Origin of the sequence: Actinosynnema sp. CS-041913, assembly GCF_050942485.1 — a bacterium.
Lineage (GTDB): Bacteria > Actinomycetota > Actinomycetes > Mycobacteriales > Pseudonocardiaceae > Actinosynnema.
The window spans coordinates 7801617-7827530 of sequence record NZ_CP192037.1; the positions used below are offsets into that span (position 1 = coordinate 7801617).

Sequence of the window (25914 nt, forward strand, 5' to 3'; positions counted from 1 at the left end):
TGTACCTCCGTCCTGGAATTCGGACGTACCCGATGCTCCGCCCGGCCGGCCGAGCGGTCAAGATTGGCCGATCGGGCGAAACCCCAGTGCAATGCCTCACAGCGCGGGTTCTGAATCGGTTACCCGTGGGTAACCTCCGGCAACCTGCGTGGACCTGCGTCCAACGCCGCAATCCCGAGCCACCCCCGATTGGGAGGGAACGCCGTGCAGAAGATCCTCGATGCGATCCTCGCCGACGAACTGGACGCGATCGGATCGCTGGACGTACCGGAGACCTACCGGGGCGTCACGGTGCACGCCGACGAGGTCGAGCTGTTCGAAGGCGTCGCGACCAGGGACAAGGACCCGCGCAAGTCGCTGCACGTCGACGAGGTGCCGACGCCCGAACTGGGGCCTGGCGAGGCGCTGGTCGCCGTGATGGCGTCGGCGATCAACTACAACACCGTGTGGACGTCGATCTTCGAGCCGATGTCCACGTTCGGCTTCCTCAAGCGGTACGGCAAGAGTTCGCCGGAGTCGGCCAAGCACGACCTGCCCTACCACGTGGTCGGCTCCGACCTGGCGGGCGTCGTCCTGCGCACCGGGCCCGGCGTGAACGTGTGGAAGCCCGGCGACCGGGTCGTCGCGCACTGCCTGGACGTGCAGTTGGAGCACCCGGACGGGCACAGCGACACCATGTTGGACCCGGAGCAGCGGATCTGGGGCTTCGAGACCAACTTCGGCGGCCTGGCCGAGGTGGCGCTGGTCAAGGCGAACCAGCTCATGCCGATGCCCAGGCACCTCACGTGGGAGGAGGCGGCGGCCCCCGGCCTGGTCAACTCGACCGCGTACCGGCAGCTCGTGTCGACCAACGGCGCGAACATGAAGCAGGGCGACACGGTGCTCATCTGGGGCGCGTCCGGCGGCCTCGGCTCGTACGCCACCCAGTTCGCCCTCAACGGCGGCGCGACGCCGATCTGCGTGGTGTCGTCGCCCGAGAAGGCGGAGATCTGCCGCCGGATGGGCGCGGAGCTGATCATCGACCGGAGCGCCGAGGGCTTCAAGTTCTGGAAGGACGAGCACGAGCAGGACCCGAAGGAGTGGAAGCGCCTCGGCGCGAAGATCCGCGAGCTGACCGGCGGCGACGACCCGGACATCGTGTTCGAGCACCCCGGCCGCGAGACGTTCGGCGCGTCGGTGTTCGTCACCAAGCGCGGCGGCACCATCGTCACGTGCGCGTCCACCAGCGGGTTCATGCACCAGTACGACAACCGCTACCTGTGGATGCACCTCAAGCGGATCATCGGCTCGCACTTCGCGAACTACCGCGAGGCGTGGGAAGCCAACCGCTTGGTCGCCAAGGGGAAGATCCACCCGACACTGTCCAAGGTGTACTCGTTGGCGGACACCGGCCAGGCGGCGTACGACGTGCACCGCAACGCGCACCAGGGCAAGGTCGGCGTGCTGTGCCTGGCGCCGGAGGAGGGCCTGGGCGTCCTCGACCACGAGCGGCGCGCGGCCCACCTGACCGAGATCAACCGTTTCCGGGGCGTGTAAAGAAAAACGTCTGGTCGTGCGGGTGGCAGGTTCCCACCCGCACGACCGGAACGGGTAGCGTGACCCCCATGGGCCTCGCCGACGACCGTGACCTCGTCCCCCTGGGATCCGGCTTCGACATCGTCAAACGCGGCTACGACCGCGCGCAGGTCGAGGACCACCTGGAACGCCTCGACTCGGATCTGAGGCTGCTCGCGGCCGACCGCGACGCGGCGGTGTCGCAGACGAACGACCTGACCCGCCAGCTCGAAGCGGCGAGGTCGGAGATCGCGGAACTGCGCGGCCAGGTGGAACGCCTCTCCCTGCCACCGACGACCCTGGAGGGTCTGAGCGAGCGCCTGCAGCGCATGCTCCGCCTGGCCCAGGACGAGGCCAACGAGATCAAGGCCCGCGCCGAAGCCGAGGGCAGCCACATCCGCGCGAAGGCCGAGTCCGACGCGGCGGTGCTGCGCACCCGGTACGAGAAGCTGATCGCGGAACTCGACCAGCGCCGCACGGAGATGGAAGCCGAACACCGAGGCGTCCTGGAAACGGCCCGCGCCGAGGCGGAGCGCATCGTAGGCGAATCCCGCGACACGGCTGCCAAACTGGACGAGGAATCCCTCCAACGCCGCACGACGGTCGAAGAGGACTTCGAAATCGCGATGGCGGCCCGCCGCGTCGAGTCGATGAAGATGCTCGCCGAACAAGAGGCGTCGAGCAAGGCGGAAGCCGACCGCCGAGTCCGCGAGGCAGCCGAGGAAGCGGCCAGGGTACGAGCCCAGATCGCCCAGGAACAGGCAGCGTCCAACGCGGAAGCGCAACGCCTGGTCCGCGAGGCGACCGAAGAGGCCAACCGCCGCCGGCACGACTCGCTCAGCGAGGCGACAGCCAGGGTCCAAGAAGCAACGGACGAGGCAAACCGCCGAGTGCGAGAAGCAACAGAAGAATCGAACCGCCGCGTAACCCAAGCGGCCCACAAGGTAGAAGCCCTGAAACAACTCCGCAACCGCCTGTCCCAGCAACTACACGGGGTACGCACAGCCCTCCACGAGGTAACGCCTCTGCTGGACCCCCTGGAAGAGGAACGCCCGCCGTCGGCGCAGCAACAGGCGCCACAGCAGAACCAGGGCGAAACCCCCACCAACCAGCCGCAACAGGCGAGCACCCAGGGCCAACCCACCACCCAGGGCCAACCGGCACCCCAACAACAGGGCACGCCGACCACCCAGCCACAAACCCCTCAACAAGCCGGCACCGGCACCCAGTCGCCTCCCGCCGACAACAAGCCGCAACCAGCACCAGACGGCCCGACGCAAAAAATCGCGCGGCCAACACCCCCCAAGGCCCGAAGCGGCAAACGCTAACCAATCTTCGGCACAGGCCACACCAGCCACCGCGCACTCCGCACGTAAAGCCGAGGCGCGCGCAGCGCGCACACCTCGAGCTGGGCTGCGTGTCATCCCCGTATGGCCTGCCCGCAGGGAACCGCGCTTTTCCTGGGGATGCAAGCACGCACTTCGCTTGCATCCCCAGGAAAAGGGTGGTGGTCTTTGACCAGGCCATACGGGGATGACACGACGCCCGAGTCCTGCTCTTGTGATCATCCTTGGCGGCCAGCCCAGCGGCGAGCGCGCTCTTCGTCCCCATCCGACGGCCAGCAACAACCCGGCCACCCACTCGGGTGACAGCCCAACGCCATAGCGATGCGACGACATCCGACCCCACCGCAGCCCGCACCCGTCCTACATCCGGAAGTCGAACCGGGAACGCGTGCAGCAGCACCAGCGGAAGCTCCGCACCCCGGAATTGTCGTACCCCCTCGCTACCGTCGTGGCATGACCTCCAACCCGGATGTGATCCACACCGACCGGCTCCTGCTCAGGCGGGTCGGCCCGGGTGACCTGCGTGCCGCGATAGCCGTCCTGTCCGACCCGGTGACCAACCGCTTCAACCCGGCCGGCCCGCCCTCCCCGGAGGAAACGGCCGACATGCTGGCGGAGTGGCAGGCCCGCTGGGCGCTCGACGGCATCGGGTACTGGGCGGTGGAGTTGCCGTCGACCGGCGAGGTCATCGGTTTCGGCGGCCTGCGCCACCACAAGCTGGACGGCGAGCCGACGCTCAACCTGTTCTACCGGTTCCGCCCCGAACACTGGGGCCGGGGTTACGCCCCCGAGATGGCGCGCGCGGCCATCGAGTGGGCGGACCGGGTGCGGCCCGATCGGCCAGTGGTGATCATCACCGACCTCGACAACACGCCCTCCCAGCGCGTCGCGGAGAAGCTGGGCTTCGCGCACGCGGGCGACAGCATCACGGTCGACGGTCCGGTGCTGGTCTACCGGCGTCAGGAGGCGACGATGGTCACCTGACGCTGTTCGCAGGGGCCGGACCAGGTGCGCGGCAACGGCGTGGGCACCTCGGGCAGGGCCGTGGACACGATCGCGTCGAGCACCTCGTCGGACTGCCCGACCATGAGGTGCCCGGCGCCGGGGAAGTCGATCACGTCCGCGGTCGGGATGTCCGCGCCGAACCGCCGCCTGGCCTCGGTCGGCGGCAGGAAGTCGTCGAACTCCGGCACCAGGCACACCACCCGCTTGTCCACCCACCGAGCCAGGTGCTCGGACCTGCTCCACCGCAACGGAGGTGATATCAGGATCGCACCCACAACGCACGGGTCACACCCGTGCATCAACGCGAGATCGGTGCCGAACGACCACCCGACCAGCCACACGTCGGGCAGTCCGCGGTCGGCGACGAACGCCAGGGCAGCGGCCACATCGAACCGCTCGCCGACGGCGTTGTCGAAGCTGCCCTCACTGCGCCCTGCCTCGCTGACGGTGCCACGGGTGTTGAACCTCAACACCGCGATGTCCGCCAACGCGGGCAACCGCCAAGCCGCCTTGCGACACAGGTGGGAGTCCATCATGCCGCCGTGCGTGGGCAACGGGTGCAACAGCACCACCGTCGCCCGAGCCGGCCGCTCGACCGGCGACGCCAACTCCCCCACCAGCCGCAAGCCGTCGGCGGTGACCAGCGTGACGTCCTCCCGCCGAGCGGGCAGCACGGTGTTGGCCGAGATCCGGACAGCGGCGTCACCCACGCCACCGATCCTGCCACCGAAGGGGGCGGCGTCAGGCCGGGAGTGACGCACTCGACCCGACGCGGGCAGGCGACCGATACGAAATGCCTATCCGGTCGGTCCGGTCTCCCGAACGCCGGTGCCGCCCACCGGTCGCCCCCTGCTGCCCATCGTTGGCCGACAGCCGCCCACAACTGCCCACAGCCGCCGACGACAGCCAGCAGTCGGCGACCGCTGCCGACAGCCTGCGGGCGTCACCAGCGGCGGGGTGTCGGGCCTCGGCGGGTGCGGGATGCCCAGCAGTTCCGGTGCCAGTGACGGCGGTCGGCCACCGAGCCGTGGTCACCGGCGGGCCATGCCACGACGTGCGGGGTGCCCGGTTTGATCTCGTGGTCGCAGCCCGGACAGCGGTAGGTCTTCGTCGTGCCCGTGCCCGAGATGTCGCGGACCAGCCAGTCGCCGTCCGGCGCGTTCTCCGCCCGTGCCCACCCGTGGCCGCCGACGGGAGGTGGTCCGTCGGAGCGGTGCGGGCGGTTGCGGCGGGGCACGGGGTACCAGGGTATCCCGATCGGTATTCGTGATCGCCTACGGTCCACAGGGTGAACAGGTGGCAGCGGGCTGTGGTCGGGGTGCTGTTGTTACTGGAGATGGGAGTCATGGTTCAGCCCGCGTTGCGGGCCGGTCTCTTGGAAGTGGCGCCGGCGAACCGGGTGATCGGGCCGCACCAGGGGATGTTGCTGGCCTCGTGCACGATCCTGCTGGTCACGGCGGGCACCGGGCTGGTCACCATGCTGGTGCGGCCCTACTCGCGGACGTGGGTGGCGACGTTCGCGGGTTCGCACGCCGCCGCGGCCGGGCTCGGGTGGGCGCACGGGCTGCCGTTGCTGACGCTGATCTCGGCGCTCGCGGCGGCCGTGGTGCCCGCGCTGGTGCTGCTGCCGAGGCAGCCGCCACAATAGGCGCGTGCCCACCTACGAGTTCCGTTGCAAGTCCTGCGGGTCGACGTTCGACGTCAAGCGGCCGATGAGCGAGGCCTCCGAGCCCGCCAACTGCCCGCAGGGCCACGACGACACGGTCAAGCTGCTGTCCATGGTCGGTCTCGGCAGCGTCGGCGCCGACGCACCGCAGACCGGTGGCGGCGGTTGCTGCGGCGGCGGGTGCTGCGGTTAGCCGGTCGGTTCCTTCGCCTTGAGCACCTCGGCGACCTTCTTGCCCTGGTCGCAGATCGCGCCGAACCGCGAGGAGCCGTCGATCACGATGATGCCGATGCCGCCGCCCGCGTAGTCCATGACCATCACGCAGGACGGCTGCACGGACGTGTCCGTGGTCCGGTCGAAGTACTTGACCTTCCGGTCGCCCAGGTCGAACTCGCCGCTGCTCTGCTCCAGCGTGATCGGCCGCCCGGCCCGGAACCGCAGGGTCACGCCGACGTCGAGCCGGTCCACCGACGTCTGCCACTTGCACGACTGGTCGAACTGCGGGTCGTAGCCGGTGTCCGTCGGGCCGGCGGACTTGTCCCGCACGTCGTAGGGCAGGTCCTGCCACGTCAGCAGCTTGCAGATGTCGCCGACGGGGTCGGCGTCCGGTGGGCCGGACTCCGAGGTCGACGTCGGGGAGGTCGACGAGAACGGTGGCTCGATGTCGAGCACGCCGGCCGAGACCGGCGTGCCGTTCACCTTGTACGCGCAGCCGGACGTCAGGCCGAGCGCTGCCACCAGGACCGAGAGAACCGCACGCCGCATGGGTCCACCATGCCAAACCGGCGCAACCCCCGGGCACTCAGGTGTAGTCGCGGAAGCCCTTGCCGGTCTTGCGGCCGAGCCGCCCCGCCGTCACGAGGTGCTCCAGCAGTGGCGCGGGCGCGAAACCGGCCTCGCGGAACTCCAGGTACAGCGTGCGTTCGATGGCGAGCGACACGTCCAGGCCCACCACGTCGAGCAGCTCGAACGGGCCCATCGGCAGCGAGCAGCCGACCTTCATCGCGTTGTCGATGTCGTCGGCGGACGCGTAGTGCGCCTCCAGCATCTTCACCGCGTCGTTGAGGTACGGGAACAACAGCGCGTTGACGATGAACCCGGCGCGGTCGCCGCAGTGCACCGGCTGCTTGCCCAGGTCCAGGCACACCCGCCGGGCGGTGGCGACGACGTCGGCCGATGTGGAGATCGTCTCCACGACCTCCACCAGCTTCATCACCTGCGCCGGGTTGAAGAAGTGCAGGCCCACCACGTCACCGGGGCGCGAGGTGGCCGCCGCGCACTCGATCACCGGCAGCGAGGACGTCGTCGTCGCCAGCACCGCGCCGGGCTTGCACACCTCGTCCAGCGCCTCGAACACGGCCTTCTTGACCGACAACTCCTCCGCGACGGCCTCCACCACGAGGTCGCAGTCGGCGAGGTGCTCGAACTCCACGGCGGGCGTGATGCGGGCCAGCGCCGCGTCCCGGTCGGACTCGGACAGCCTGCCCCTGGCGACCGACTTCTCCAGCGACTTGCGCACCTTGCCCAGCGCGCCGTCGGCCTTGTCCCGCGAACGGGCCCGCAGCACGACGTCGTAGCCGCGCTTGGCGAACACCTCCACGATGCCGGTGGCCATGGTGCCGGTGCCGATCACGCCGACCCGCCGGACCTCCCGCGTGGCGGTCTCGGCGGACGCGGCGACGGGCGTCAGCACGTCCGGCACCACGTTCGGCGAGTCCGGGCCGTCGTAGGTGTAGAAGCCGCGACCGCTCTTGCGGCCCAGCAGACCCGCCGTGACCATCTGCTTGAGCAGCGGGGCCGGGGCGTGCAGCCGGTTGCGCGACTGGTGGTACATCGTGTCCAGGATCTCGTACGCCGTGTCCAGGCCGATGAGGTCGAGCAGCGCCAGCGGTCCCATCGGGTAGCCGCAGCCGTACCGCATCGCCGCGTCGAGGTCTTCCCTTGTGGCGTAACGGGTCTCGTACATCCGCACGGCGTGGTTGAGGTAGCCGAACAGCAGCGCGTTGGCGATGAACCCGGCCCGGTCGCCGATGACGACCGGCGTCTTGCCGAGCGATTCGGCGAACGCCACCACGTCGGCCACGACGTCCGGCTCGGTGACCACCGTGCGGATCACCTCGACCAGTTTCAACACCTGGGTGGGGTTGAAGAAGTGCAGGCCGACGACCTTGCCGGGACGTCCGGTGTGCACGCCGATCTCGGTGATCGACAGCGACGACGTGTTGGACGCGAACACCGTGTCCGGCCCGCAGATCCGGTCCAGTTCGGCGAACACCCGCGCCTTCAGCTCGATCCGCTCCGGCACGGCCTCGATGACGAGGTCGGCGTCCGCGAGCGCGTCCAGCGAGGTGGCGTAGCTGATCCGGTCGAGCAGCGCGGCGCGGCCGGCGTCGTCCAGCTTGCCCTTGGCCACCGCGCGCCCGGTGGAGTGGTCGAGGTGGCCGCGACCGCGGGTGAGGCCCTCGTCGTCCACGTCCACCGCGATGACAGTGAGGCCGGTCCGGGCGAGTACTTCCGCGATGCCGGCGCCCATGGTGCCGAGACCGACGACTCCAACCGTGGTGAACTGGCGCGTCACTGCTCTACCTCCCACTCTGCGGAGTGGCTACCAGACGGTAACTTGGGCCCGACTATTCCACGGCCATCACGCGTCGTTCGCGTGAGCTTCACCATCCGGATCGAGCAAGTCAACGGTCAAGAGAGCCGCCTCACCGGCTCATTCGTCGAACTTGCGGGCCGCCAGGTCGGTCACCCGGCGGAGGGCTTCGGCGGCGTCGGGACCGGTCGCCGTCACCTCGATCCGGCCGCCTCCCGGCGCGCCGAGCCCCATCAGCGCGAGCACGCTGGCCGCGTCCGCCTCCTCGTCGCCGAACCGCACGGCGACCCGGGCGTCCAGCCCGGCCAGCGACCGCGCGAGCAACGCCGCCGGACGGGCGTGCAGCCCGACTTCGTTGGTCAGCAGGATCTCCTCGCGCAGAGCGTCCTCGGTGGACGCCGCCGACTCGGCCTCCTCACCACGAGCGGACCCGGCCTCCTCACCGGCAGCGGCGGCGGCGACCTGCGCGAGACCGGCCCCGCCCTGAGCCGCGACAGCCGCCGCGACCGCGCCTTCGACCAGGGGCGCGTCCACCACCAGCACCTCACCGGCGGACTCCTCGGCCGCCATCTCGGCGACCATCTTGGCGCTGCCGAGGTCGAACAGCACCACGACGCCCTCGCCCGAATCGGCCTGCGAGACGGCCTCGGCGACCGCGAGGTAGTCGGTGCCCAGCCCGCCGGAGCCGTCGCCCCCGGACGGCACGACCCGCACGTCCGGCGCCATCTGGCCGGCCAACTCGGCCACCCCGTCGGCCAGCAGCAAGCTGTGCGACACCACCACGAGCCCGATCATGACGACCTCCGCGCCGATCCCGCTCCACCGAGCCCGATCACCGCGCACTCCCCGCGAGCGTCCGCAGCAGCAACGACGTCGACCGAGCGCCCGGATCGAGGTGCCCGGCACTGCGTTCTCCCAGGTAGGAGGCCCGGCCCTTGCGCGCCACCAACGGCACGGTCGACTCCGCGCCCTGCTCGGCCGCTTCCGCCGCCGCCGCCAACACCCCGGCCACATCCCCGCCGGCAGCCGCGACGGACCGGGCCGCCGACACCGCGGGCGTCAACGCGTCGACCATCGTCTTGTCCCCGACCTGGGCCTTGCCCCTCGCCACGACACCCTCCAGCGCCGCCTGCAGAGCACCGGCGACCGCCGGAGCGTCCAACTCCGCCGCATCACCCGCCGACGTGGCCGCACGCAGGAACGCCGTCCCGTACAACGGCCCGGCCGCCCCGCCGACCTTCGAGATCAACGTGGTCGCCGCCAGCTTCAGCACCGCGCCCGGAGTCTCCGGCACCCCCTCGTCCAGGGTGGACACCAGCGCCGAGAAGCCCCGGTGCAGGTTCTCGCCGTGGTCGCCGTCGCCGATCTCCCGGTCGAGCCGCACCAGCTCGTCCCGGTGCTCGGCGACCACCCGCGCCACCGCCCGCAACGCCTCCGCGACCTGTTCCGCCGTGCACCCCATCACAGCCCCCACCGCAGCGCGGGCGTGCGCACGGGCGCGTCCCACAGCTCGACCAGCTCGTCGTCCAGCTTCAGCAGCGTCAAGCTCATGCCCTGCATCTCCAGACTCGTGATGTACGGACCGACCAGCCGCCGCTCGACCACGATCCCGCGCTCGGCGAGCAGCCGTTCGGCGATCCCGTGCGCGAGGTACAGCTCCAGCAGCGGCGTCCCGCCCATGCCGTTGGTGAACAGCAGGACCCGGTCGCCCGCGCCGAACGGCAGGTCCTCCAGGATCGGCTCCAGCAGCGCCGGCACCAGCGCGTCGGCCGGGCCCACCGGCACCCGCTGCCGGCCGGGTTCGCCGTGGATGCCGATGCCGAGTTCCATCTCGTCGTCGGCGAGCACGAAGCTCGGCTCGCCGGCGTGCGGCACGGTGCCCGAGGTGAGCGCGAGACCCATCGAGCGGACCTGGCCGATCACCTTGCGCGCCAACGCCTCGCAGCCGTCCAGGTCCACCCCGCGCTCGGCGGCGGCCCCGACGACCTTCTCCAGCAGCACGGTCCCGCCCACGCCCCGGCGGCCGGCCGTGAACAGCGAGTCCTTCACCGCCACGTCGTCGTCGATCACCACCGACCGCACCTCGATGCCCTCGGCGGCGGCCAGTTCGGCGGCGGTCTCGAAGTTCAGCACGTCGCCGGTGTAGTTCTTCACGATCAGCAGCGCGCCCGCGCCGCCGTCGGTGCGCTCCACCGCGGCCTGCACCTGGTCCGGCGTGGGCGAGGTGAACACCGCGCCGGGACAGGCCGCGTCGAGCATCCCGCGCCCCACGAACCCGCCGTGCAGCGGCTCGTGGCCCGACCCGCCGCCGGAGATCACCGCGACCTTGCGCGGCACGGGCGCGTCGGCGCGCACCACCACCGCCGGGTCGTACTGCACGTCCAGCAGGTCGGCGTGCGCGAGGGCCATGCCCCGCAGCGCGTCCGCCACGACGGTCGCCGGATCGTTGATGATCTTCTTCACGGTGACCTCCATCGCCGATGGTCACCACATTCCTACCCCACGCGAAAGCGGAACGCTCAGCGCCCGTAGAGCACCCGAACGAGACGCAGGACGTGCTTGATGGTCCGCGAGCCGCGCTCGTACGTCATCGGGTTGAGCGCCGCCGCGAAGCGCTTGCGGGCCACGGCGTGCGCGTAGGTGAACTCGCGCAGACCGTCCTCGCCGTGGATGCGCCCGAACCCGGAGTCGCCCACCCCGCCGAACGGCAGGCCCGGCACGGAGGCGTAGGCCAGCACGGAGTTCACCGACACCATCCCGCAGCGCAGCTTCGCCGCCAGCTCCTCGCCCCGGTCGCGCGAGAACACCGTCGCGCCCAGCCCGTAGGCCAGCGAGTTCGCCCGCCGCACGCCCTCGTCCGCGTCGGCCACCCGGCTCACCACGAGGGTCGGCCCGAACGTCTCCTCGGTCACCGCCGTGGAGTCCTCCGGCACGTCCACCAGCACGACCGGCTCGACGTACGGCGGCCGGATCGACTCCAGGCCGCCGACCACCGCGCGACCGCCCCGGTCCAGGGCGTCGGCCACGTGCGACCGGATGACCTCCACCTGCCGGGGCATGGTGATCGGCCCGAAGTCGGCGTCCGGCTCGCCGCCGGGCCGCAGCTTCTCCGCCTTGGCCACCACGAGCCGCAGGAACTCGTCGTACACGGCGTCCGCGACGTACACCCGCTCCACGCCCGCGCACGTCTGGCCGGCGTTGAAGATCCCGCCCCACACCGCGCCCTCGGCGGCGGCGTTGACGTCCGCGTCCTCGGCCACGATCAGCGGGTCCTTGCCGCCGCACTCCACCAGCACGGGCGTCAGCGTCGCGGCACACGCGGCCATGACCTTCTTGCCGGTCGGCGTGGACCCGGTGAACGCCAGCTTGTCCACACCGGCCGCGCACAGCGCCGCGCCGGTCTCGCCGAACCCGGTCACCACCTGGAACACCGGGTGCTCGGGCACGACCTCGGCGAACGCGTCGGCCAGGAACACCCCGACGCCCGGCGTGTACTCGCTCGGCTTGAACACCACGGCGTTGCCGGCGGCCAGCGCGTACGCGATGGACCCCATCGGCGTGAACGCCGGGTAGTTCCACGGCCCGATCACGCCCACCACGCCCAGCGGCCGGTACTCCAGCGTCGCCGCGTGGTTGTACATCAGCAGGCCGGGCTTGACCTTGCGCCTGCCCAGCGTCTTCGGCGCCTGCCGGGCCGCCCAGTGCAGGTGGTCGATGACCAGCGCCAGCTCGGTGCGCGCGTCGTCAGCCGACTTGCCGGTCTCGGCGCTGACCAGCGCCTGGAACTCGTCGAGCCGGCGGACCAGGACCCGCCGCCACGCGTCCAGCCTGGCCCGCCTGCCGTCGAACCCGAGCGCCGCCCAGAAGGCCGCCGCCGTCCGGCCCGCCTCGACCGCCGCGCGCACCTCGGTCTCGCCGTGCACCGGGTGGTGGGCGACGACCTCACCCGTGCGAGGGTCGAGCGAGGCGAACCGCGCCTGCTCGTCGTCGGGCCGCGAAGGTTTGGCGGGAGCGGTCTGGGTCATGGGGCGGCCCTCCAAGGTACGCGAAGGTGTTACCCGACAGTAACGGGTAACCGGCGCAACTGTCAGCCCCCGTTCAGCCCTTCGGGATCTTGGGCAGCACACCCTTCGCGAACGCCACCGCCACCGCGCACCGGTCGAACTCGGACTTCTTCGGGCCCGACGACTTCACCTCGGCCAGCTCGCCCTCCTCGCCGGTGTTCAACCGCTGCACCCACTTCACCGAGCACGACGGGTACGCGCCGGTGTTCGCGAGCTGGTAGCCGGTGACCCCGTTGCCGAGGTCGACCTCCGTCTGCTTGGCGTCGAACTTGTTGTCCTTCGGAATGTAGGTCGACCGCAGGTCGAGCGAGACCTCCTTGCTGTCGGCCACCCACGAGCAGTTGTGCAGCCCGTACGGGAAGATCCGGTGGTCCGCGCCGACCGCCGCGTCCGCCACGGCCTTGTCCACCAGCACGCACGGGTCCAGCGCGACCAGGGAGTCCTTCGGCGGCGACTTCACGCCCACCCGCTCCTTGAGCTGCCTGACCACGGACTCGGCGACCTTGCGGCCGGGCGCGCAGGCGTCGCCGTCCTTGTAGCCGATCTGCACGGTCAGGCCGAGCGCGGGCTTCTCCTGGGTGATCACCGAGACGAAGCACGCGCTGGTGTCCAGGGTCTGCTCGTAGCTCTTGAGGCCGGCGAGCTGCTTGTCGGCGTTCTTCAGCTCGGTGGTCATGGTCTGGCCGATCTCGACGGTGATCGCGAGGTCCTTGCCGTTCTTGTCCTCCATGAAGTTGGAGCACCGGCTGAACCCGGTGGGCGAGACCTCGCCGGGCGTGCCGAGCTGTTCGAGGACCTTGCGGTCGAACAGCTTGCACGGGTCGACCAACCGCAGCTTGTCGGCGGCGAACGCCGGGTCGGCCGGCTGCCCGCCCGGGACGTTCGTCGGAGTCGACCCGTTGGTCTCGGTGACGTTCTCCGCGTTCGCCTGGATGGTGCTGCGCGGGTACGGCTTGTGCTTGGTGAGGTCCGCGCCGGCACAGCCGGACACGACGAGGAGCGCGCAGCACAGGACAGCGACGAGGCGGGGCACGGAAAGCACGGTAGCGACCGCCCGCGCGGCCCGTGACACAAACCCTGTGTTCGACCTCACCAACCTATTCGGGAACGATTCAGTCGATCGTCGCGCTATACCTGCTGAACCCCCACCGAGAGGAGCACTGAGTGCGCGACCGCATCCGCCGCGCTGTCCGTTGGCTAGACGGCTGGACCGTCGAAGCCTTCAACCCCGTCTACCCGCGCCGGTAGGCGTCCCGACGCTCGCGTCAACCCTTCGCGTCGGCCCCGGCGTCGGCGTCCGGCACCACGATCGGCCGCAGGAACGTCCACGCGGCGAACACCGCCGCCAGCGCCACCATCCCGACGCCGGACCACAGGTTGATGTTGAGCCCGTCGGACTTGGCCAGGTCGGTCTCGTCGGTGAAGCCGAGCCCGACCACCGCCAGGATCACCCCGTACAGCCCGAACAGCACCGCGATCACCAGTCGCAGGTCGAACAGACCGGCCTTGTGCGCCATGACGACCTCCCTCAGCCGAAGATGATGTTGAGCACGATGGTCAGCACCAGCACGCCGATGCCCAGCAGCAGGGGCGAGCGGTACCAGCCGGCGTCCTCGCCGGTCGCCGAGTGCCGTCGGGATTCCTTGGGCGTCAGGCTGTACACCAGCCCGACCAGCCGTTCCTCCGGCACCGGCCGGGTGACCGCGGTGACCGCGACGCTCACCACGATGTCCACCACGAACGCCGCGCCCGCGCCGACGAAGCTCGCGCCCTGGCCGGGCAGGTCCACCACCCCGGTCTCGGCCAGCACGAACACCAGCACGGCCGCCAGCGTGCCCGCGACCAGGCCCATCCAGCCCGCCGCCGCGGACATCCGCTTCCAGAACATGGCGAGGATGAACGTGGCGAACAGCGGCGCGTTGAAGAACGAGAACAACGCCTGGATGTAGTCCATGATGTTGCCGTAGCCGGCGGCCAGGAACGCGGTGCCGATCGCGACCAGCGTGCCCCCGATCGTCGCGAGCCGGCCGATCCGCAGGTAGTACTCGTCCGGGCGGTCCTTGCGGATGTAGTCCTGCCACAGGTCGTAGGTGAAGACCGTGTTGAACGAGGACACGTTGGCCGCCACACCGGCCATGAACGACGCCAGCAGACCGGTGATCGCGATGCCGAGCATGCCGTTGGGCAGCAGCTCGCCGATCAGCGCGGGCAGGGCGTTGTTGTACGTGATGCCGGAACTCGCGTCACCCGCCTTCAACGCCTCCATCTCGGGCACGACCAGCGCCGCGATGATGCCGGGGATGATGACCACGAACGGGATCAGCGCCTTCGGGTACGCGCCGATGATCGGCGTCCGCCGGGCGGCGGACATGCTCTTGGCCGACAGCGCGCGCTGCACCTCGGCGAAGTTCGTCGTCCAGTAGCCGAACGACAGCACGAAGCCCAGGCCGAACACGATGCCGAGCACGCTGAGCACCGGGTTCTGGATGCCGGTCAGCTCGGTCGCGGGCCACGCGGACAACTGCTCCGCGCCGCCGGGGCCCGCCGTCACCTTGTCCACCAGGCCCTGCCAGCCGCCGACCTTGTGCAGGCCGACGAGGGTCAGCGGGAGCAGCGCGGCGACGATCACGAAGAACTGGAGCACCTCGTTGTAGATGGCGGCGGACAGGCCGCCCAGCGTGGTGTAGGTGAGCACGATCAGCGCGGCGATCACCACGGACAGCGGGATCGGCCAGCCGAGCATCAGGTTGAGCAGGAACGCCAGCGCGTACAGGTTGACGCCCGCGATGAGCACCTGCGCGACGGCGAAGCTGATGGCGTTGACCAGGTGCGCGCCCTTGCCGAAGCGGCGGCGCAGGAACTCGGGGACGCTGCGCACCTTGGAGCCGTAGTAGAACGGCATCATCACCAGGCCGAGGAAGACCATGGCCGGGATCGCGCCGATCCAGTAGTAGTGCACGGTCGCCATGCCGTACTGGGCGCCGTTGGCGGCCATGCCGAGCAGTTCGATCGCGCCGAGGTTGGCGGAGATGAACGCGAGGCCGGTGACCCAGGCGGGCAGCGAGCGGCCGGAGAGCAGGAAGTCCAGGCTGGACGACACCGAGCGCCGGGCCAGGAAGCCGATGCCCAGGACGAACGCGAAGTAGATCGCAAGCAGCGCGTAGTCGAGCGGTCCGGCGTCCAGCCGGAGATCCGCCTCGGCGAGCACGGGCACCGTCGCCCACCTCCGTATTCAACAAGGCCCAACAACATCAGACACTACCGCACAGCCGATCACGCCGACCGTAGTGCACTCGCGGCGACTTCGCCGATCTGAACCACCCGCCGCCGATCCCGGCGGACGCGGGCGCGCGGAAGCCGCCCCGGGACGAGTCGACACGGGGCTGCCGGAAGACCTGGGTGGACCTCGGTGGGGCCGCGCCGGTCAGCGGGTCAGCACGAACGGCGTCTCGGCGTAGAACGGCCCGCCGGTCGCACCGATCAGGAACTGGGTGCCCGGCGGGGAATCCCGGAACGATTCCGGCACCTGCACCACCGCCCCGGCGAACCCGCCGGCGGCATCCGTGGTGGCATCGCCGACGCGCCGGCCGTGGAAGGTGAAGACGACCCTCGTGTTGGCGGGGAATCCGTCACCGCTGAGCCGGATTTCTCCACCGGCATTGCCGGACATCGGCGACGCGGCCAGGTGGGCGGCCGGAGCACCGACCGTGGAACTCGTGACCGGCAACGGGGTGACCGCGGCCTCCATCGCGCAGCCGGTCAGCGCGGCGAGGAGGACAAGGAGCGACACTGCGCCGGAACCGGGTCTTCGTCTACGCACAACCCCTCCATTTGCCGGGCCGTCAGCGTATATCGCGGATTCGGTGATGCCACGCACCCGAACGGCGTACACCGCACCCGTACACCCATGGCGACGAAACCGTTACGAGGCTTTCTCGAAATCGCCGCGGACCATTCGCATCACCGCACTTTTAGGGTTTCCCGAGCTTTTACCGCCGGAGCAGGAAAGCCTTCGACTCACCCTGTCGCGTGACATCCAGGTGCAGGGCCCGGAGGCTCAGAACAGCCGGAACTCGTCGGACTCGATGCCGCGCAGGGCGTCGTAGTCCAGGATCACGCACCGGATGCCCCGGTCCTCCGCCAGCGTGCGGGCCTGCGGCTTGATCTGCTGCGCCGCGAACACGCCCTGCACCGGGGCCAACAGCGGGTCGCGGTTGAGCAGTTCCAGGTAGCGGGTCAACTGTTCCACGCCGTCGATCTCGCCCCGGCGCTTGATCTCCACCGCCACCGAGCCGCCGCCCGCGTCCCGGCACATCAGGTCGACCGGGCCGATCGGGGTCGGGAACTCGCGGCGGACCAGCGTCCAGCCGTCGCCCAGCGTCGTCACGTGCTCCGCCAGCAGCTTCTGCAGATCCGCTTCGACCCCGTCCTTCACCAGACCGGGCTCCGGGCCGAGCTCGTGCTTCGAGTCGTGCAGCACCTCGGCCAGCGTGATGACCAGCTTCTCGCCCGCCTTGTTCTGCACCACCCACATGTCCGGGTCCTCGATGAGCCAGCACGGCGGGCTCATCCAGTTCAGCGGCTTGTACGCGCGGTCGTCGGAGTGGATGGACACCGAGCCGTCGGCCTTGATCAGCAGCAGGCGCTGGGCCATCGGGAGATGGGCCGTGAGGCGTCCGATGTAGTCGACCTGGCAGCGAGCGATGACTAGGCGCACGGCCGACAGGCTACGGGGTGCGAACGCCGGACCACCGGCAGGTACCGTCGGGCGCCGTGTCCCTCCTCCGCACCAAGCCGGTCGACCGGATCGCCGACGAAAGCGCGCACACCCCGTTGCGCCGCACGCTCGGGCTGGTGCCGCTGGTCGCCCTCTCGGTCGGCGCGACGCTCGGCACGGGCATCTTCGTGGTGCTCGGGCAGGCCACGCCGGTCGCCGGGCCGGCGGTCGCGGTGTCGTTCGCGGTCGCCGCGCTGGCGGCGCTGTTCTCCGCTCTGTCCTACGCGGAACTCGCGGGCGCGGTGCCGGTGTCCGGGTCGGCCTACTCCTACACCTACGCCACGCTCGGCGAGCTGGTCGCGTGGGTCTGCGGGTGGTGCCTGCTGCTGGAGTACGGCGTGTCGGTGGCGGCCGTCGCGGTGGGGTGGAGCGGTTACCTCAACGCCTTCCTGGACGCCACGCTCGGCGTGTCGCTGCCGGCGGCGCTGTCCGGGGACGTGGTGAACCTGCCGGCCGCCGTCGTGGTGCTGCTGGCGATGGGCGTGCTGCTCGGCGGGGTGCGGGAGAGCGCCGCGGTCACGACCGTGACGACCGTGCTGAAGGTCGCGGTGCTGCTGTTCTTCGTGGCGGTCGCGGTGGTCGGGTTCCAGACCCGGCACATGACGCCGTTCGCCCCCGCCGGGATAGCCGGGATCACGGGCGCCGCCTCGCTGGTGTTCTTCTCCTTCATCGGCTTCGACGCCGCCTCCACGGCCGGTGAGGAGGCGAAGAACCCGCAGCGGGACCTGCCGCGCGCCATCGTGATCTCGCTGGCGATCGTGACCGTCGTGTACGTGCTGGTGGCGCTGACCGCCGTGGGCGCGGTCGGGGTGGACGTGCTGACGGGGTCGGACGCCTCGCTGGCGACCGTGCTCCAGCAGCTCACCGAGGCGAGCTGGCCGGCGACGGTCCTCTCGGCGGGCGCGGTGATCGCGATCGCGTCCGTCGTCCTGACCGTCCTGTATGGACAGACCCGGGTGCTGGTCGCGATGGCCCGCGACGGCCTGGTGCCGCGGGTGTTCGCCCGAGTGGGGCCCAGGCGGGTGCCCACCGCGAACACGCTGATCGTCGGGATCGTGGTCGCGGTGCCGGCCGCGCTGGTCCCGCTCGGTCAGCTCGCGGAGGCCACGAGCATCGGCACGCTGGTGGCATTCGGCCTGGTCAACGTCGGCGTGGTGGTGCTCCGCCGCACCCGGCCGGATCTGCCGCGCGGGTTCCGCACGCCGTGGGTGCCGGTGGTGCCGCTGCTCGGGCTGGGCATGTGCGTGCTGCTGGTGGCCGGCCTCGCACCCGCCACCTGGGTGGCCTTCGGTCTCTGGTCCGTGGTGGGCTTGGTGGTGTACTTCGCGTACGGACGGCGCCACTCCGAGTTGGCACAGGGAGAGTGATCGTGGAAACCCTTGGATCGCGTGAGGTGTACGCGAACCCGTGGATGACGGTCCGCGAGGACCCCATCCGGCGGGCGGACGGCACTACCGGGATCTACGGCGTGGTGGACAAGCCCGACTACGCGCTGGTCATCCCCCTGGACGGGGAGCGGCTGCGGCTGGTCGAGCAGTTCCGGTACCCGCTCGGCCTGCGGCGCTGGGAGTTCCCCCAGGGCACCGCGCCGGAACGGGCCGACGTGGACCCGCTGGCGCTCGCCGAGCGGGAGCTGCGGGAGGAGACCGGGCTGCGCGCGGGCGAGCTGGTGGAGCTGGGCCTGCTGGACGTCGCGCCGGGCATGTCCAGCCAGCGCGGCCGGGTGTTCCTGGCCACCCGGCTCACCGAGGGCTTCCACGAGCGGGAGCACGAGGAGCAGGACATGCGCTCGGCGTGGTTCCCGCGTGCCGAGTTCGAGGCGATGATCGCGCGCGGCGAGATCACCGACGCCCAGTCGATCGCCGCGTACACCCTGCTCCTGCTGCACGAGCACGCCCAGCCGTGACCGACGTCGTGGAGCTGCTGTCCACCGACGTGCTGGCGGACGCCGAAGAACTCGCCGACGTGCTGGCCGACGCCGTGGCGGGCGGCGCGTCGGTCGGCTTCCTCACCCCGCTGCCCCGCCCGCACGCCGTGTCGTGGTGGCGCGCGCAGGCGGCGGCCGTGGCCAACGGCGTGCTCGCGGTGTGGGTGGCGCGGACGGACGGCCGGATCACCGGCACCGTGCAGGTCCGGTTCACCTCCACCCTCAACGGCGCCCACCGCGCCGAGATCGCGAAGCTCATGGTGCTGCGCCGCGCCCGCGGCTCGGGTCTCGGGCGGCAACTGCTCGCCGCCGCCGAGAAGGGCGCGGCGGACCGCGGCACGACGCTGCTGACGCTGGACACGCAGACCGGTTCCCCGGCCGAGGCGCTGTACCGGTCGGCGGGGTGGACGGAGGTCGGCGTCATCCCGGACTACGCGGCCGACCCGAGCGGCGTGCTGCGCCCGACCACGGTGTTCTACAAGCGGATCTAGCGCGCCGCACCGCCCGCCCGGGGTCGCGTCGAGCGGGCGGAAGCCGCGGGCACCCGTCGACCCGGCTCGGCGGGTTCCCGCACCGGCCGGCCGGCGCCAAGCCGGTCGAGGCCCCGGCGGCCCCGGTCGACCGCCGCTAGTCGGTCCACTCCGCCGGCCGCTTCTCCAGGAACGACGCCATGCCCTCCTTCGCGGCGGGCGTCTGCGAAGCGGCGGCCATCACCTCGACCGCGATCGCGTAGGCATCCGCCTCCGGCCGGTCGAGCTGGGCGTACAGGGTCTGCTTGCCCAACGCCTTGCTGGCCCGGCTGCCCCGGGTGGCCCGGCGCATCAGGTCGTCGACGGCCTCGTCCAGTTCCGCCGCCGGCACCACCCGGTTGACCAGGCCCCACCGCTCGGCGGTGGCCGCGTCGACCACGTCGCCGGTCAGCGCCAGCTCCATCAGCCGCTTGCGCCCCACGGCCCGCGCCACCGGCACCGCCGGGGTGTGGCAGAACCAGCCGGCCTTGCCGCCGGGCAGCGCGAAGCCGGCGTCCTCGGACGCCACCGCCAGATCGCACGAGGCGACTAGCTGGCAGCCCGCCGCCGTCGCCAGGCCGTGCACCCGCGCGATCACGACCTGCGGCACGGACTCGATCGTGCGCATCAGGTCCGTGCACAGGGTGAGCAGGTCGCGCACGCCCTCCAGGTCGCGCGCGGCCACGTCGGCGAAGTCGTGGCCGGCGGAGAACACCGGGCCTTCCCCGGCCAGGACCACGCCCACGGCGTCGGTGGCGGCGACCGAGCGGAACGCGGCGAGCAGCTCGGCGAGGTGGTCCGCGGACAGCGAGTTGCGCTTCTTCGCGCGGTCCATCGTGACGCGCACGACGTGGTCCGCCGCTTCGACGCGAACGTGCTGGTATTCGGCCATGTTCCGACCGTAGTCGGCCGTGCAACCACCCGCTCGGCGCGCTCCGTCCTGGGCACATGAGACTGCGAGTGCTCGCACTGGCCGTGCTGCTGACCGGCTGCGCGACCGCGAACCACTCCGAGGGCCGACAGGCGCCCTCGGCCGCACCGCCGCCGGCCGACTTCCCGGTGTCGGCGTCACCTCGCCCGATCGTGCTGATCGGACCCATGCTGGAGGTCGTCGACGGCTTCCGGGACGGCGACGAGAAGCTCGGCTCGGCGAGCGGGGCGTTCGAGTTCGCCGGGCTGCTGCCCGCCACGCCCGAGCCCGCGGCGGTCACCCTGCCGGACGGGCCCACCACGGTGACGTTCATCGGGCCGGCCGACGCGTTGCGGGCGATGGCCGCGCAGGCGGGCGGACCGAAGGCCACCCCACCGGGCACCACCCCGCTGTTCACCACCGGACCGGACACCGCCCCGCCGAACCCGACGCCCGCTCCGCCGGCGGTGAAGCTGGTCGCCGCCGAGTTCGGCGCGGCCGAGTTCCCCACCGACCGGGGCCCCTGGACGCTGCCCGCGTGGCGGTTCACCACCGAGGCGGGCAGCGTGGTCGCGTGGCCCGCGTTGCCGCCCGCCGCGTTCTGGAAGCCCGGCGAGGTGCGCCCGGCGATCGTCTCCGGACCCGCGACCGGCGGCGGCACGGAGCTGACGGTCACCATGGCCTCGCCGCCATACCCGTGCCTCGGCGACGAGCCCGCCCGCAACGAGCCGGTGGTCGCCGAGACCGACACGGCCGTAACGGTGACCCTGCGCACGATCGGCGAGGTGGGCGACTGCCCGCGCACGCTGGCCCTGATGACCGAGCCCTACCAGGTGAAGCTGGCCAAACCGCTGGGCAACCGGCTGCTGGTGGACGACCAGGGCGGGGTCATCGCCGTCACGACGCGGTAGGCACGCGGAAGGTGCGGCGGTAGGCGTCGGGCGCGACGCCCAGCTCGGCCCGCAGCCGCCGCCGCAGGTTCGCCGCCGTGCCGAGCCCGGACCGCTCGGCGACCCGGTGCACCGGCAGGTCCGTGGTCTCCAGCAGCCGCTGCGCGAGCAGCACCCGCTGGGCCTGGAGCCACCGCCCCGGCGTGCTGCCGGTGGCGGCGAGGAACACCCGGTGGAACGTCCGCTCGCTGAGCCCGGCGTGCCCGGCGAGGTCCGGGACGCCGATCGGCTCGGCCAGCCGGTCCACCGCCCAGTCCACCGTGGACGCGAGCCCTTCCCGGTTGGCCCGGCCGGGCAACGGCGGCTCGACGTACTGGCGCTGCCCGCCTTCCCGCGTCGGCGGCATCACCAGCCGGCGGGCGAGCGCGGCGGCCACGTCCGCGCCGTGCGCCCGGCGCACCAGGTGCAGGCAGAGGTCGAGCCCCCCGACGACGCCCGCCGACGTCAGCACGTCGCCTTCGTCGGCGAACAACACGTCCCGCAACACCTTCGCCCGCGGCGCTCTGCGCTCCAACGCGTCCAGCAACCGCCAGTGCGTGGTCGCCTCCCGCCCGTCCAGCATCCCGGCCTCGGCCAACGTGAACGCTCCGGAGCACAACGCCGCCACCGTGCCGTCGAACGCCCGCAACGCGCGAACCACCGACGAGGGCACTTCCGCCAACGGGTCCACCCGCCCCGGCACGACGACGAGATCGCAGCCCCGCAACCCGGAGAGCCCGTGCGTGGCGGGGACGACCCCGACCGGGTGCACCGGAGTGGCCACCCGCCCCGGCGCGCACAACCGCAACTCGAACGGCCCGATCCCGGAGTCGCACCGGTCCACCGCCCACACCTCGCCGACCACCGAGATGTCGAACATCCGGCTGCCGGGCAACACCAGGACACCGACTGTGCGCATGGCAGGAAAGTACCTTAACGCGCCAGTTCTGCCACTCCCCTCACCGCGCCACCGAGCAGCACCATGAAGACATGACCGACACGGCACTGATCCTCATCGACGTCCAGCGCGGCTTCGACGACCCGGCCTGGGGCGCCCGCAACAACCCCGAGGCGGAGGCCAACATCGCCGCGCTGCTCGACCACTGGCGCGGCCCGCTGGTCCTCGTCCGGCACGACTCCACCAAGCCCGACTCGCTGCTCGCCCCCGGCCAGGAAGGCAACCGGTTCAAGCCCGAGCTGGCCGACGCCAACCCCGACCTGATGTTCGCCAAGAAGGTGAACTCCGCGTTCCACGGCGAAGTCGACCTGCACGCGTGGCTGACCGACCGGGGCATCACGGACATCGTGCTCGCGGGCATCCAGACCAACATGTGCGTCGAGACCACGGCCCGCGTGGGCGGCAACCTGGGCTACCGCGTGCGGGTCGTCCTGGACGCCACCTTCACGTTCGACCTGGAGGACCTGACCGCCGACCAGCTCGCCCAGGCCACCGCCACGAACCTGCGCGGCGGCGGGTTCGCCGAGATCGTGTCCACGAAGGACGTCACAGGCCGTTAGCCTCGCGCACCACGGTCACGATCTCGTCCATGATCTGGGTCAGCTCGTAGTCCTTGGGCGTGAACACCCGGGCGATACCGCGTTCCCGGAGCTTGCCGGCGTCGTCGGGCGGCACGATGCCCCCGACGATGACCGGCACGTCCCCGGCGCCCGCCGCGCGCAGGCCGTCGACCACCGCCGGCACCACCTCCAGGTGCGAGCCGGACAGGATGGACAGGCCCACGACGTGCACGTCCTCCTGCACGGCGGCCGAGACGATCTGCGCGGGCGTCAGCCGGATCCCCTGGTACACCACCTCGAACCCGACGTCCCGCGCCCGCACGGCGACCTGCTCCGCGCCGTTCGAGTGCCCGTCCAGACCGGGCTTGCCGACCAGGATCCGCAACCGCTCGCCCAGCTCCTCGCCGGTGGCCCGGACCCGTTCGCGGACCCGGGCGATCTCCACCCCCGCCTCACCGGAGGCGGAAGCGGCGGAAACCCCGGTGGGAGCGCGGTATTCGCCGAACGTCTCACGCAGCGCGGACGCCCACTCGCCGGTCGTCACCCCGGCCCGCGCGCACGCGATGGTGGCCTCGACCAAGTTCCGGTCCGTCTTCGCCGCCGCGCGCAACGAGTCCAAAGTGGACCGGACGAGGGCGTCGTCCCGGGACGCCCGCCACTCCCGGATGGCCTCCACCGCTTGCTGCTCCACGATCGGGTCGATGGTCTCGATCGCGTTGGCGCCCTCGGCCTGCAGCGGCGACGGCTCGGTGGTGGCGAACTTGTTCACGCCCACCACGACGTCCTCGCCGGACTCGACCCGCCGCCGCCGTTCCGCCAGCGACGACACCAGCGCCGACTTCATGTACCCGGACTCGACGGCCGCCACCGCGCCGCCCATCGCCTGCACGCGGTCGATCTCGGCGCGCGCGCCGGCCAGGATCTCCTCGACCTTGGCCTCGACGACCCGCGAGCCCTCGAAGAGGTCCTCGTACTCCAGCAGGTCCGTCTCGTACGCCAGCACCTGCTGCATCCGCAGCGCCCACTGCTGGTCCCACGGACGAGGCAGGCCGAGCGCCTCGTTCCACGCGGGGAGCTGGATCGCGCGGGCGCGGGCGTCCCGCGACAGCGAGACAGCCAGCATCTCCAGCACGATCCGCTGGACGTTGTTCTCCGGCTGCGCCTCGGTCAGCCCCAACGAGTTGACCTGCACCCCGTACCGGAACCGGCGGTGCTTGGGTTCCTGGATGCCGTACCGGTCGCGGGTGATCTCGTCCCACAGCCGGACGAACGCCCGCATCTTGCACATCTCCTCGACGAACCGCACCCCGGCGTTCACGAAGAAGGAGATGCGCGCGACCACCTCGCCGCGCCGCTCCTCGGGCACCTGGCCGGAGTCGAACACCGAGTCCAGCACGGCGATCGCGGTGGACATCGAGTACGCGATCTCCTGCGCCGGCGTCGCGCCGACCTCCTGGAGGTGGTACGAGCAGATGTTGATCGGGTTCCACTTCGGCACGTTCGACACGGTCCACGCGACCATGTCGGTGATCAGCCGCAGGCTCGGTCCGGGCGGGAACACGTACGTGCCGCGGGACAGGTACTCCTTGATGATGTCGTTCTGCGTCGTGCCGGACAGGGCGGCCCGCTCCGCGCCCTGCTCCTCGGCGACGCTGACGTACAGCGCGAGCAGCCACATGGCGGTCGCGTTGATCGTCATCGAGGTGTTCGCCTCGGCCAGCGGGATCTCGTCGAACAGCCGGCGCATGTCGCCGAGGTGGCTGATCGGCACGCCGACCTTGCCGACCTCGCCCCTGGCCAACTCGTCATCGGGGTCGTAGCCGGTCTGCGTCGGCAGGTCGAACGCCACGGACAGACCGGTCTGCCCCTTGGCGAGGTTGCGGCGGTAGAGCGCGTTCGACGCGGCGGCGCTGGAGTGTCCCGCGTAAGTGCGCATCACCCACGGGCGGTCGCGCTCGCGGTCGGCCGGGTACGGCACGGCAACCTCCTACGGCGTTGTTCCCCGTAGCGTACTGACGAGTAACTCAGCCGCCGGCGTGCCGTTGCTCACTGAATCGGTGTGGGAGGAGCATGGACACCGTGACCGCGCTCACCCAGACCCTGCTCCTGGTCGTGGTCTTGACGGTCCTGGCGCTCCTGCTGCGCTGGGCGTTCGGCAACGACCGACGTGCTGTCCCCGATTACACCGGAGACGACTTCGGCCTGCTCAGTGAGGTGGCCGCGGTGCCCACGGTCGAGGCGGCCGACGTCCTCGCCCGACGCCTGCGCCAAGCGGGCATCAGGACGACCGTCGTGCGCCGCGGCGACGTCCACCGCCTGCTGGTCTGGCCCGCCGACGTGGCGAACGCCAAGCTCCTCCTGCACTAGCCACCGACCGCACTGACCACCAGGGATTGTCGTACCCCCCTGCGATGCTGTCCCCATGACCGCACCTGACCCGAAACCCGAGCTGCACCGCTACCTGCGGACAGCGCGCGAGGCCATTCTGTGGAAACTCGAAGGCCTCTCCGAATACGACGTCCGCCGCCCGCTCACCCCGACCGGCACCAACCTGCTGGGCCTGGTCAAACACCTGGCGGGGGTGGAGGCGGGCTACTTCGGCGACACGTTCGGCCGCCCGTTCCCCGAAGACCTGGCGTGGATGTCGATGGACGCCGAGCCGAACGCCGACATGTGGGCGACGGCCGACGAGTCCCGCGACGACGTCATCGGCCTCTACCACCGCGTCTGGGCACACGCGGACGCCACCATCGAAGAATTGAGCCTGGACAGCCCCGGCGCCGTGCCGTGGTGGCCGGCGGAACGCCGCCAGGTGACGCTGCACCGGATCCTGACCCACCTGATCGCCGAGACGAACCGCCACGCGGGCCACGCCGACATCGTCCGCGAGCTGATCGACGGCACAGCGGGCCTGCGACCGGACAACGACAACCTCGCCGAAGGAGACAAGCCCTGGTGGGAGGACTACCGCGCCCGATTGGAGGAGACCGCCAAGCAAGCCGTCAAGCAGTGACCCGCCCACCGGCGGACACCACCGACCAGACCGCCAAGCGGCGAGCCGCCTCGCGCCGAAGACCACCGACCGAACCGTCGAGCGGCGGCCTGCCCGCCGC

General features: G+C 71.1%; 28 protein-coding genes. 12 read left to right on the plus strand and 16 right to left on the minus strand.

The window, feature by feature from the left end; all coding sequences use genetic code 11:
- The first annotated feature begins 204 nt into the window (after positions 1–204).
- The 3 genes from ccrA (at position 205) to ACQPZF_RS35110 (ending at position 3884) form a co-directional block, all read left to right on the plus strand.
- Positions 205–1536 (plus strand): crotonyl-CoA carboxylase/reductase, encoded by a 1332-nt coding sequence (gene ccrA / locus ACQPZF_RS35100; protein ID WP_433264445.1) that lies wholly within the window; start codon positions 205–207, stop codon positions 1534–1536.
- Between the two features lie 68 nt (positions 1537–1604).
- Positions 1605–2882, plus strand: a complete 1278-nt coding sequence (locus ACQPZF_RS35105) for a chromosome segregation protein (protein WP_433264446.1) — start codon at positions 1605–1607, stop codon at positions 2880–2882.
- A gap of 471 nt (positions 2883–3353) precedes the next feature.
- Positions 3354–3884 (plus strand): GNAT family N-acetyltransferase, encoded by a 531-nt coding sequence (locus ACQPZF_RS35110; protein WP_433264448.1) that lies wholly within the window; start codon positions 3354–3356, stop codon positions 3882–3884.
- On the opposite strand, the gene ACQPZF_RS35115 is transcribed toward ACQPZF_RS35110, so the two are convergent.
- Positions 3860–4615, minus strand: a complete 756-nt coding sequence (locus tag ACQPZF_RS35115) for an alpha/beta hydrolase (protein WP_433264450.1) — start codon at positions 4613–4615, stop codon at positions 3860–3862. The two genes, ACQPZF_RS35110 and ACQPZF_RS35115, sit on opposite strands and share 25 nt — an antisense overlap.
- A gap of 233 nt (positions 4616–4848) precedes the next feature.
- Positions 4849–5142, minus strand: a complete 294-nt coding sequence (locus ACQPZF_RS35120; protein ID WP_433264452.1) for a hypothetical protein — start codon at positions 5140–5142, stop codon at positions 4849–4851.
- Between the two features lie 51 nt (positions 5143–5193).
- On the opposite strand from ACQPZF_RS35120, the gene ACQPZF_RS35125 reads away from it, so the two are divergent.
- The gene (locus tag ACQPZF_RS35125; RefSeq protein ID WP_433264454.1) at positions 5194–5553 is read left to right on the plus strand and encodes a hypothetical protein; all 360 of its coding nucleotides are present in this window, start codon (positions 5194–5196) and stop codon (positions 5551–5553) included.
- Positions 5554–5557: 4 nt separating this feature from the next.
- Positions 5558–5764: an FmdB family zinc ribbon protein gene (locus ACQPZF_RS35130; protein ID WP_433264456.1), complete on the plus strand. Its 207-nt coding sequence runs from the start codon at positions 5558–5560 to the stop codon at positions 5762–5764.
- Here the strand turns inward: ACQPZF_RS35130 and ACQPZF_RS35135 are convergent.
- From ACQPZF_RS35135 to nucS, 11 genes are all read right to left on the minus strand, one after another.
- Complete coding sequence (locus tag ACQPZF_RS35135; protein WP_433264458.1) at positions 5761–6336, minus strand: DUF3558 family protein; 576 nt, start codon at positions 6334–6336, stop codon at positions 5761–5763. The two genes, ACQPZF_RS35130 and ACQPZF_RS35135, sit on opposite strands and share 4 nt — an antisense overlap.
- A gap of 37 nt (positions 6337–6373) precedes the next feature.
- Positions 6374–8149 carry a 3-hydroxyacyl-CoA dehydrogenase family protein gene (locus ACQPZF_RS35140; protein ID WP_433264460.1) on the minus strand — a complete coding sequence of 592 codons (1776 nt, stop codon included), beginning with the start codon at positions 8147–8149 and terminating at the stop codon, positions 6374–6376.
- Between the two features lie 138 nt (positions 8150–8287).
- The gene (dhaM, locus tag ACQPZF_RS35145; protein ID WP_433264462.1) at positions 8288–8962 is read right to left on the minus strand and encodes a dihydroxyacetone kinase phosphoryl donor subunit DhaM; all 675 of its coding nucleotides are present in this window, start codon (positions 8960–8962) and stop codon (positions 8288–8290) included.
- A 37-nt stretch (positions 8963–8999) separates the two neighbouring features.
- Complete coding sequence (dhaL, locus tag ACQPZF_RS35150; RefSeq protein ID WP_433264464.1) at positions 9000–9629, minus strand: dihydroxyacetone kinase subunit DhaL; 630 nt, start codon at positions 9627–9629, stop codon at positions 9000–9002.
- On the minus strand, positions 9629–10630 hold the full coding sequence (gene dhaK / locus ACQPZF_RS35155) for a dihydroxyacetone kinase subunit DhaK (protein ID WP_433274853.1): 1002 nt from the start codon (positions 10628–10630) through the stop codon (positions 9629–9631). The genes dhaL and dhaK overlap by 1 nt, the downstream gene beginning before the upstream one ends.
- 56 nt (positions 10631–10686) lie before the next feature.
- Entirely contained in the window at positions 10687–12192 is a 1506-nt protein-coding gene (locus ACQPZF_RS35160; RefSeq protein WP_433264466.1) for an aldehyde dehydrogenase family protein, read from the minus strand.
- 73 nt (positions 12193–12265) lie between these two features.
- The gene (locus ACQPZF_RS35165) at positions 12266–13264 is read right to left on the minus strand and encodes a hypothetical protein (protein WP_433264468.1); all 999 of its coding nucleotides are present in this window, start codon (positions 13262–13264) and stop codon (positions 12266–12268) included.
- A 232-nt stretch (positions 13265–13496) separates the two neighbouring features.
- The gene (locus ACQPZF_RS35170; RefSeq protein WP_433264470.1) at positions 13497–13748 is read right to left on the minus strand and encodes a hypothetical protein; all 252 of its coding nucleotides are present in this window, start codon (positions 13746–13748) and stop codon (positions 13497–13499) included.
- An 11-nt stretch (positions 13749–13759) separates the two neighbouring features.
- A complete protein-coding gene (locus tag ACQPZF_RS35175; RefSeq protein WP_433264471.1) occupies positions 13760–15445 on the minus strand; it encodes a sodium:solute symporter family protein in 1686 nt (561 codons plus the stop codon).
- Positions 15446–15655: 210 nt separating this feature from the next.
- Positions 15656–16021 carry a hypothetical protein gene (locus ACQPZF_RS35180; RefSeq protein ID WP_433264473.1) on the minus strand — a complete coding sequence of 122 codons (366 nt, stop codon included), beginning with the start codon at positions 16019–16021 and terminating at the stop codon, positions 15656–15658.
- Between the two features lie 267 nt (positions 16022–16288).
- Positions 16289–16948, minus strand: coding sequence for an endonuclease NucS (gene nucS, locus ACQPZF_RS35185; RefSeq protein ID WP_433264475.1), 660 nt, complete (start codon positions 16946–16948; stop codon positions 16289–16291).
- Between the two features lie 56 nt (positions 16949–17004).
- Between nucS and ACQPZF_RS35190 the strand changes: the two genes are divergently transcribed.
- The 3 genes from ACQPZF_RS35190 to ACQPZF_RS35200 are packed head-to-tail and all read left to right on the plus strand — an operon-like array spanning position 17005 to position 19426.
- The gene (locus tag ACQPZF_RS35190) at positions 17005–18375 is read left to right on the plus strand and encodes an amino acid permease (protein ID WP_433264477.1); all 1371 of its coding nucleotides are present in this window, start codon (positions 17005–17007) and stop codon (positions 18373–18375) included.
- Between the two features lie 2 nt (positions 18376–18377).
- On the plus strand, positions 18378–18914 hold the full coding sequence (locus ACQPZF_RS35195; RefSeq protein WP_433264479.1) for an NUDIX domain-containing protein: 537 nt from the start codon (positions 18378–18380) through the stop codon (positions 18912–18914).
- Positions 18911–19426 carry an N-acetyltransferase family protein gene (locus ACQPZF_RS35200; protein ID WP_433264481.1) on the plus strand — a complete coding sequence of 172 codons (516 nt, stop codon included), beginning with the start codon at positions 18911–18913 and terminating at the stop codon, positions 19424–19426. Before ACQPZF_RS35195 ends, ACQPZF_RS35200 begins: the two co-directional genes overlap by 4 nt.
- Positions 19427–19562: 136 nt before the next feature.
- Here the strand turns inward: ACQPZF_RS35200 and ACQPZF_RS35205 are convergent, their stop codons facing one another.
- Positions 19563–20336, minus strand: coding sequence for an enoyl-CoA hydratase-related protein (locus ACQPZF_RS35205; RefSeq protein ID WP_433264482.1), 774 nt, complete (start codon positions 20334–20336; stop codon positions 19563–19565).
- Between the two features lie 56 nt (positions 20337–20392).
- Here ACQPZF_RS35205 and ACQPZF_RS35210 point away from each other — a divergent pair, with 56 nt between their 5' ends.
- Positions 20393–21265, plus strand: a complete 873-nt coding sequence (locus ACQPZF_RS35210; protein WP_433264484.1) for a hypothetical protein — start codon at positions 20393–20395, stop codon at positions 21263–21265.
- On the opposite strand, the gene ACQPZF_RS35215 is transcribed toward ACQPZF_RS35210, so the two are convergent.
- Positions 21252–22202 (minus strand): GlxA family transcriptional regulator, encoded by a 951-nt coding sequence (locus ACQPZF_RS35215; protein WP_433264486.1) that lies wholly within the window; start codon positions 22200–22202, stop codon positions 21252–21254. The genes ACQPZF_RS35210 and ACQPZF_RS35215 overlap by 14 nt on opposite strands.
- Before the next feature lie 71 nt (positions 22203–22273).
- Between ACQPZF_RS35215 and ACQPZF_RS35220 the strand changes: the two genes are divergently transcribed.
- The gene (locus ACQPZF_RS35220; RefSeq protein WP_433264488.1) at positions 22274–22801 is read left to right on the plus strand and encodes a cysteine hydrolase family protein; all 528 of its coding nucleotides are present in this window, start codon (positions 22274–22276) and stop codon (positions 22799–22801) included.
- Here ACQPZF_RS35220 and ACQPZF_RS35225 read toward each other — a convergent pair.
- Complete coding sequence (locus ACQPZF_RS35225; protein WP_433264490.1) at positions 22788–24779, minus strand: protein meaA; 1992 nt, start codon at positions 24777–24779, stop codon at positions 22788–22790. The genes ACQPZF_RS35220 and ACQPZF_RS35225 overlap by 14 nt on opposite strands.
- 92 nt (positions 24780–24871) lie before the next feature.
- Here ACQPZF_RS35225 and ACQPZF_RS35230 point away from each other — a divergent pair, with 92 nt between their 5' ends.
- Both ACQPZF_RS35230 and ACQPZF_RS35235 read left to right on the plus strand, forming a co-directional pair.
- Positions 24872–25168 (plus strand): hypothetical protein, encoded by a 297-nt coding sequence (locus ACQPZF_RS35230; protein ID WP_433264492.1) that lies wholly within the window; start codon positions 24872–24874, stop codon positions 25166–25168.
- Between the two features lie 55 nt (positions 25169–25223).
- Positions 25224–25814, plus strand: a complete 591-nt coding sequence (locus ACQPZF_RS35235; RefSeq protein ID WP_433264494.1) for a DinB family protein — start codon at positions 25224–25226, stop codon at positions 25812–25814.
- Positions 25815–25914: the final 100 nt, after the last annotated feature.

Excerpts from the sequence above, each read along its gene's own strand:
- ACQPZF_RS35235 (WP_433264494.1), top strand. The coding sequence starts at position 25,224 with ATGACCGCACCTGACCCGAAACCCGAGCTGCACCGCTACCTGCGGACA.
- ACQPZF_RS35210 (WP_433264484.1), top strand. The coding sequence starts at position 20,393 with ATGAGACTGCGAGTGCTCGCACTGGCCGTGCTGCTGACCGGCTGCGCG.
- ACQPZF_RS35110 (WP_433264448.1), top strand. The coding sequence starts at position 3,354 with ATGACCTCCAACCCGGATGTGATCCACACCGACCGGCTCCTGCTCAGG.
- ACQPZF_RS35215 (WP_433264486.1), bottom strand. The coding sequence starts at position 22,202 with ATGCGCACAGTCGGTGTCCTGGTGTTGCCCGGCAGCCGGATGTTCGAC.
- ACQPZF_RS35160 (WP_433264466.1), bottom strand. The coding sequence starts at position 12,192 with ATGACCCAGACCGCTCCCGCCAAACCTTCGCGGCCCGACGACGAGCAG.
- ACQPZF_RS35170 (WP_433264470.1), bottom strand. The coding sequence starts at position 13,748 with ATGGCGCACAAGGCCGGTCTGTTCGACCTGCGACTGGTGATCGCGGTG.
- ACQPZF_RS35105 (WP_433264446.1), top strand. The coding sequence starts at position 1,605 with ATGGGCCTCGCCGACGACCGTGACCTCGTCCCCCTGGGATCCGGCTTC.
- dhaL (WP_433264464.1), bottom strand. The coding sequence starts at position 9,629 with ATGGGGTGCACGGCGGAACAGGTCGCGGAGGCGTTGCGGGCGGTGGCG.
- dhaM (WP_433264462.1), bottom strand. The coding sequence starts at position 8,962 with ATGATCGGGCTCGTGGTGGTGTCGCACAGCTTGCTGCTGGCCGACGGG.
- ACQPZF_RS35230 (WP_433264492.1), top strand. The coding sequence starts at position 24,872 with ATGGACACCGTGACCGCGCTCACCCAGACCCTGCTCCTGGTCGTGGTC.
- ACQPZF_RS35220 (WP_433264488.1), top strand. The coding sequence starts at position 22,274 with ATGACCGACACGGCACTGATCCTCATCGACGTCCAGCGCGGCTTCGAC.
- ACQPZF_RS35135 (WP_433264458.1), bottom strand. The coding sequence starts at position 6,336 with ATGCGGCGTGCGGTTCTCTCGGTCCTGGTGGCAGCGCTCGGCCTGACG.
- ACQPZF_RS35205 (WP_433264482.1), bottom strand. The coding sequence starts at position 20,336 with ATGGCCGAATACCAGCACGTTCGCGTCGAAGCGGCGGACCACGTCGTG.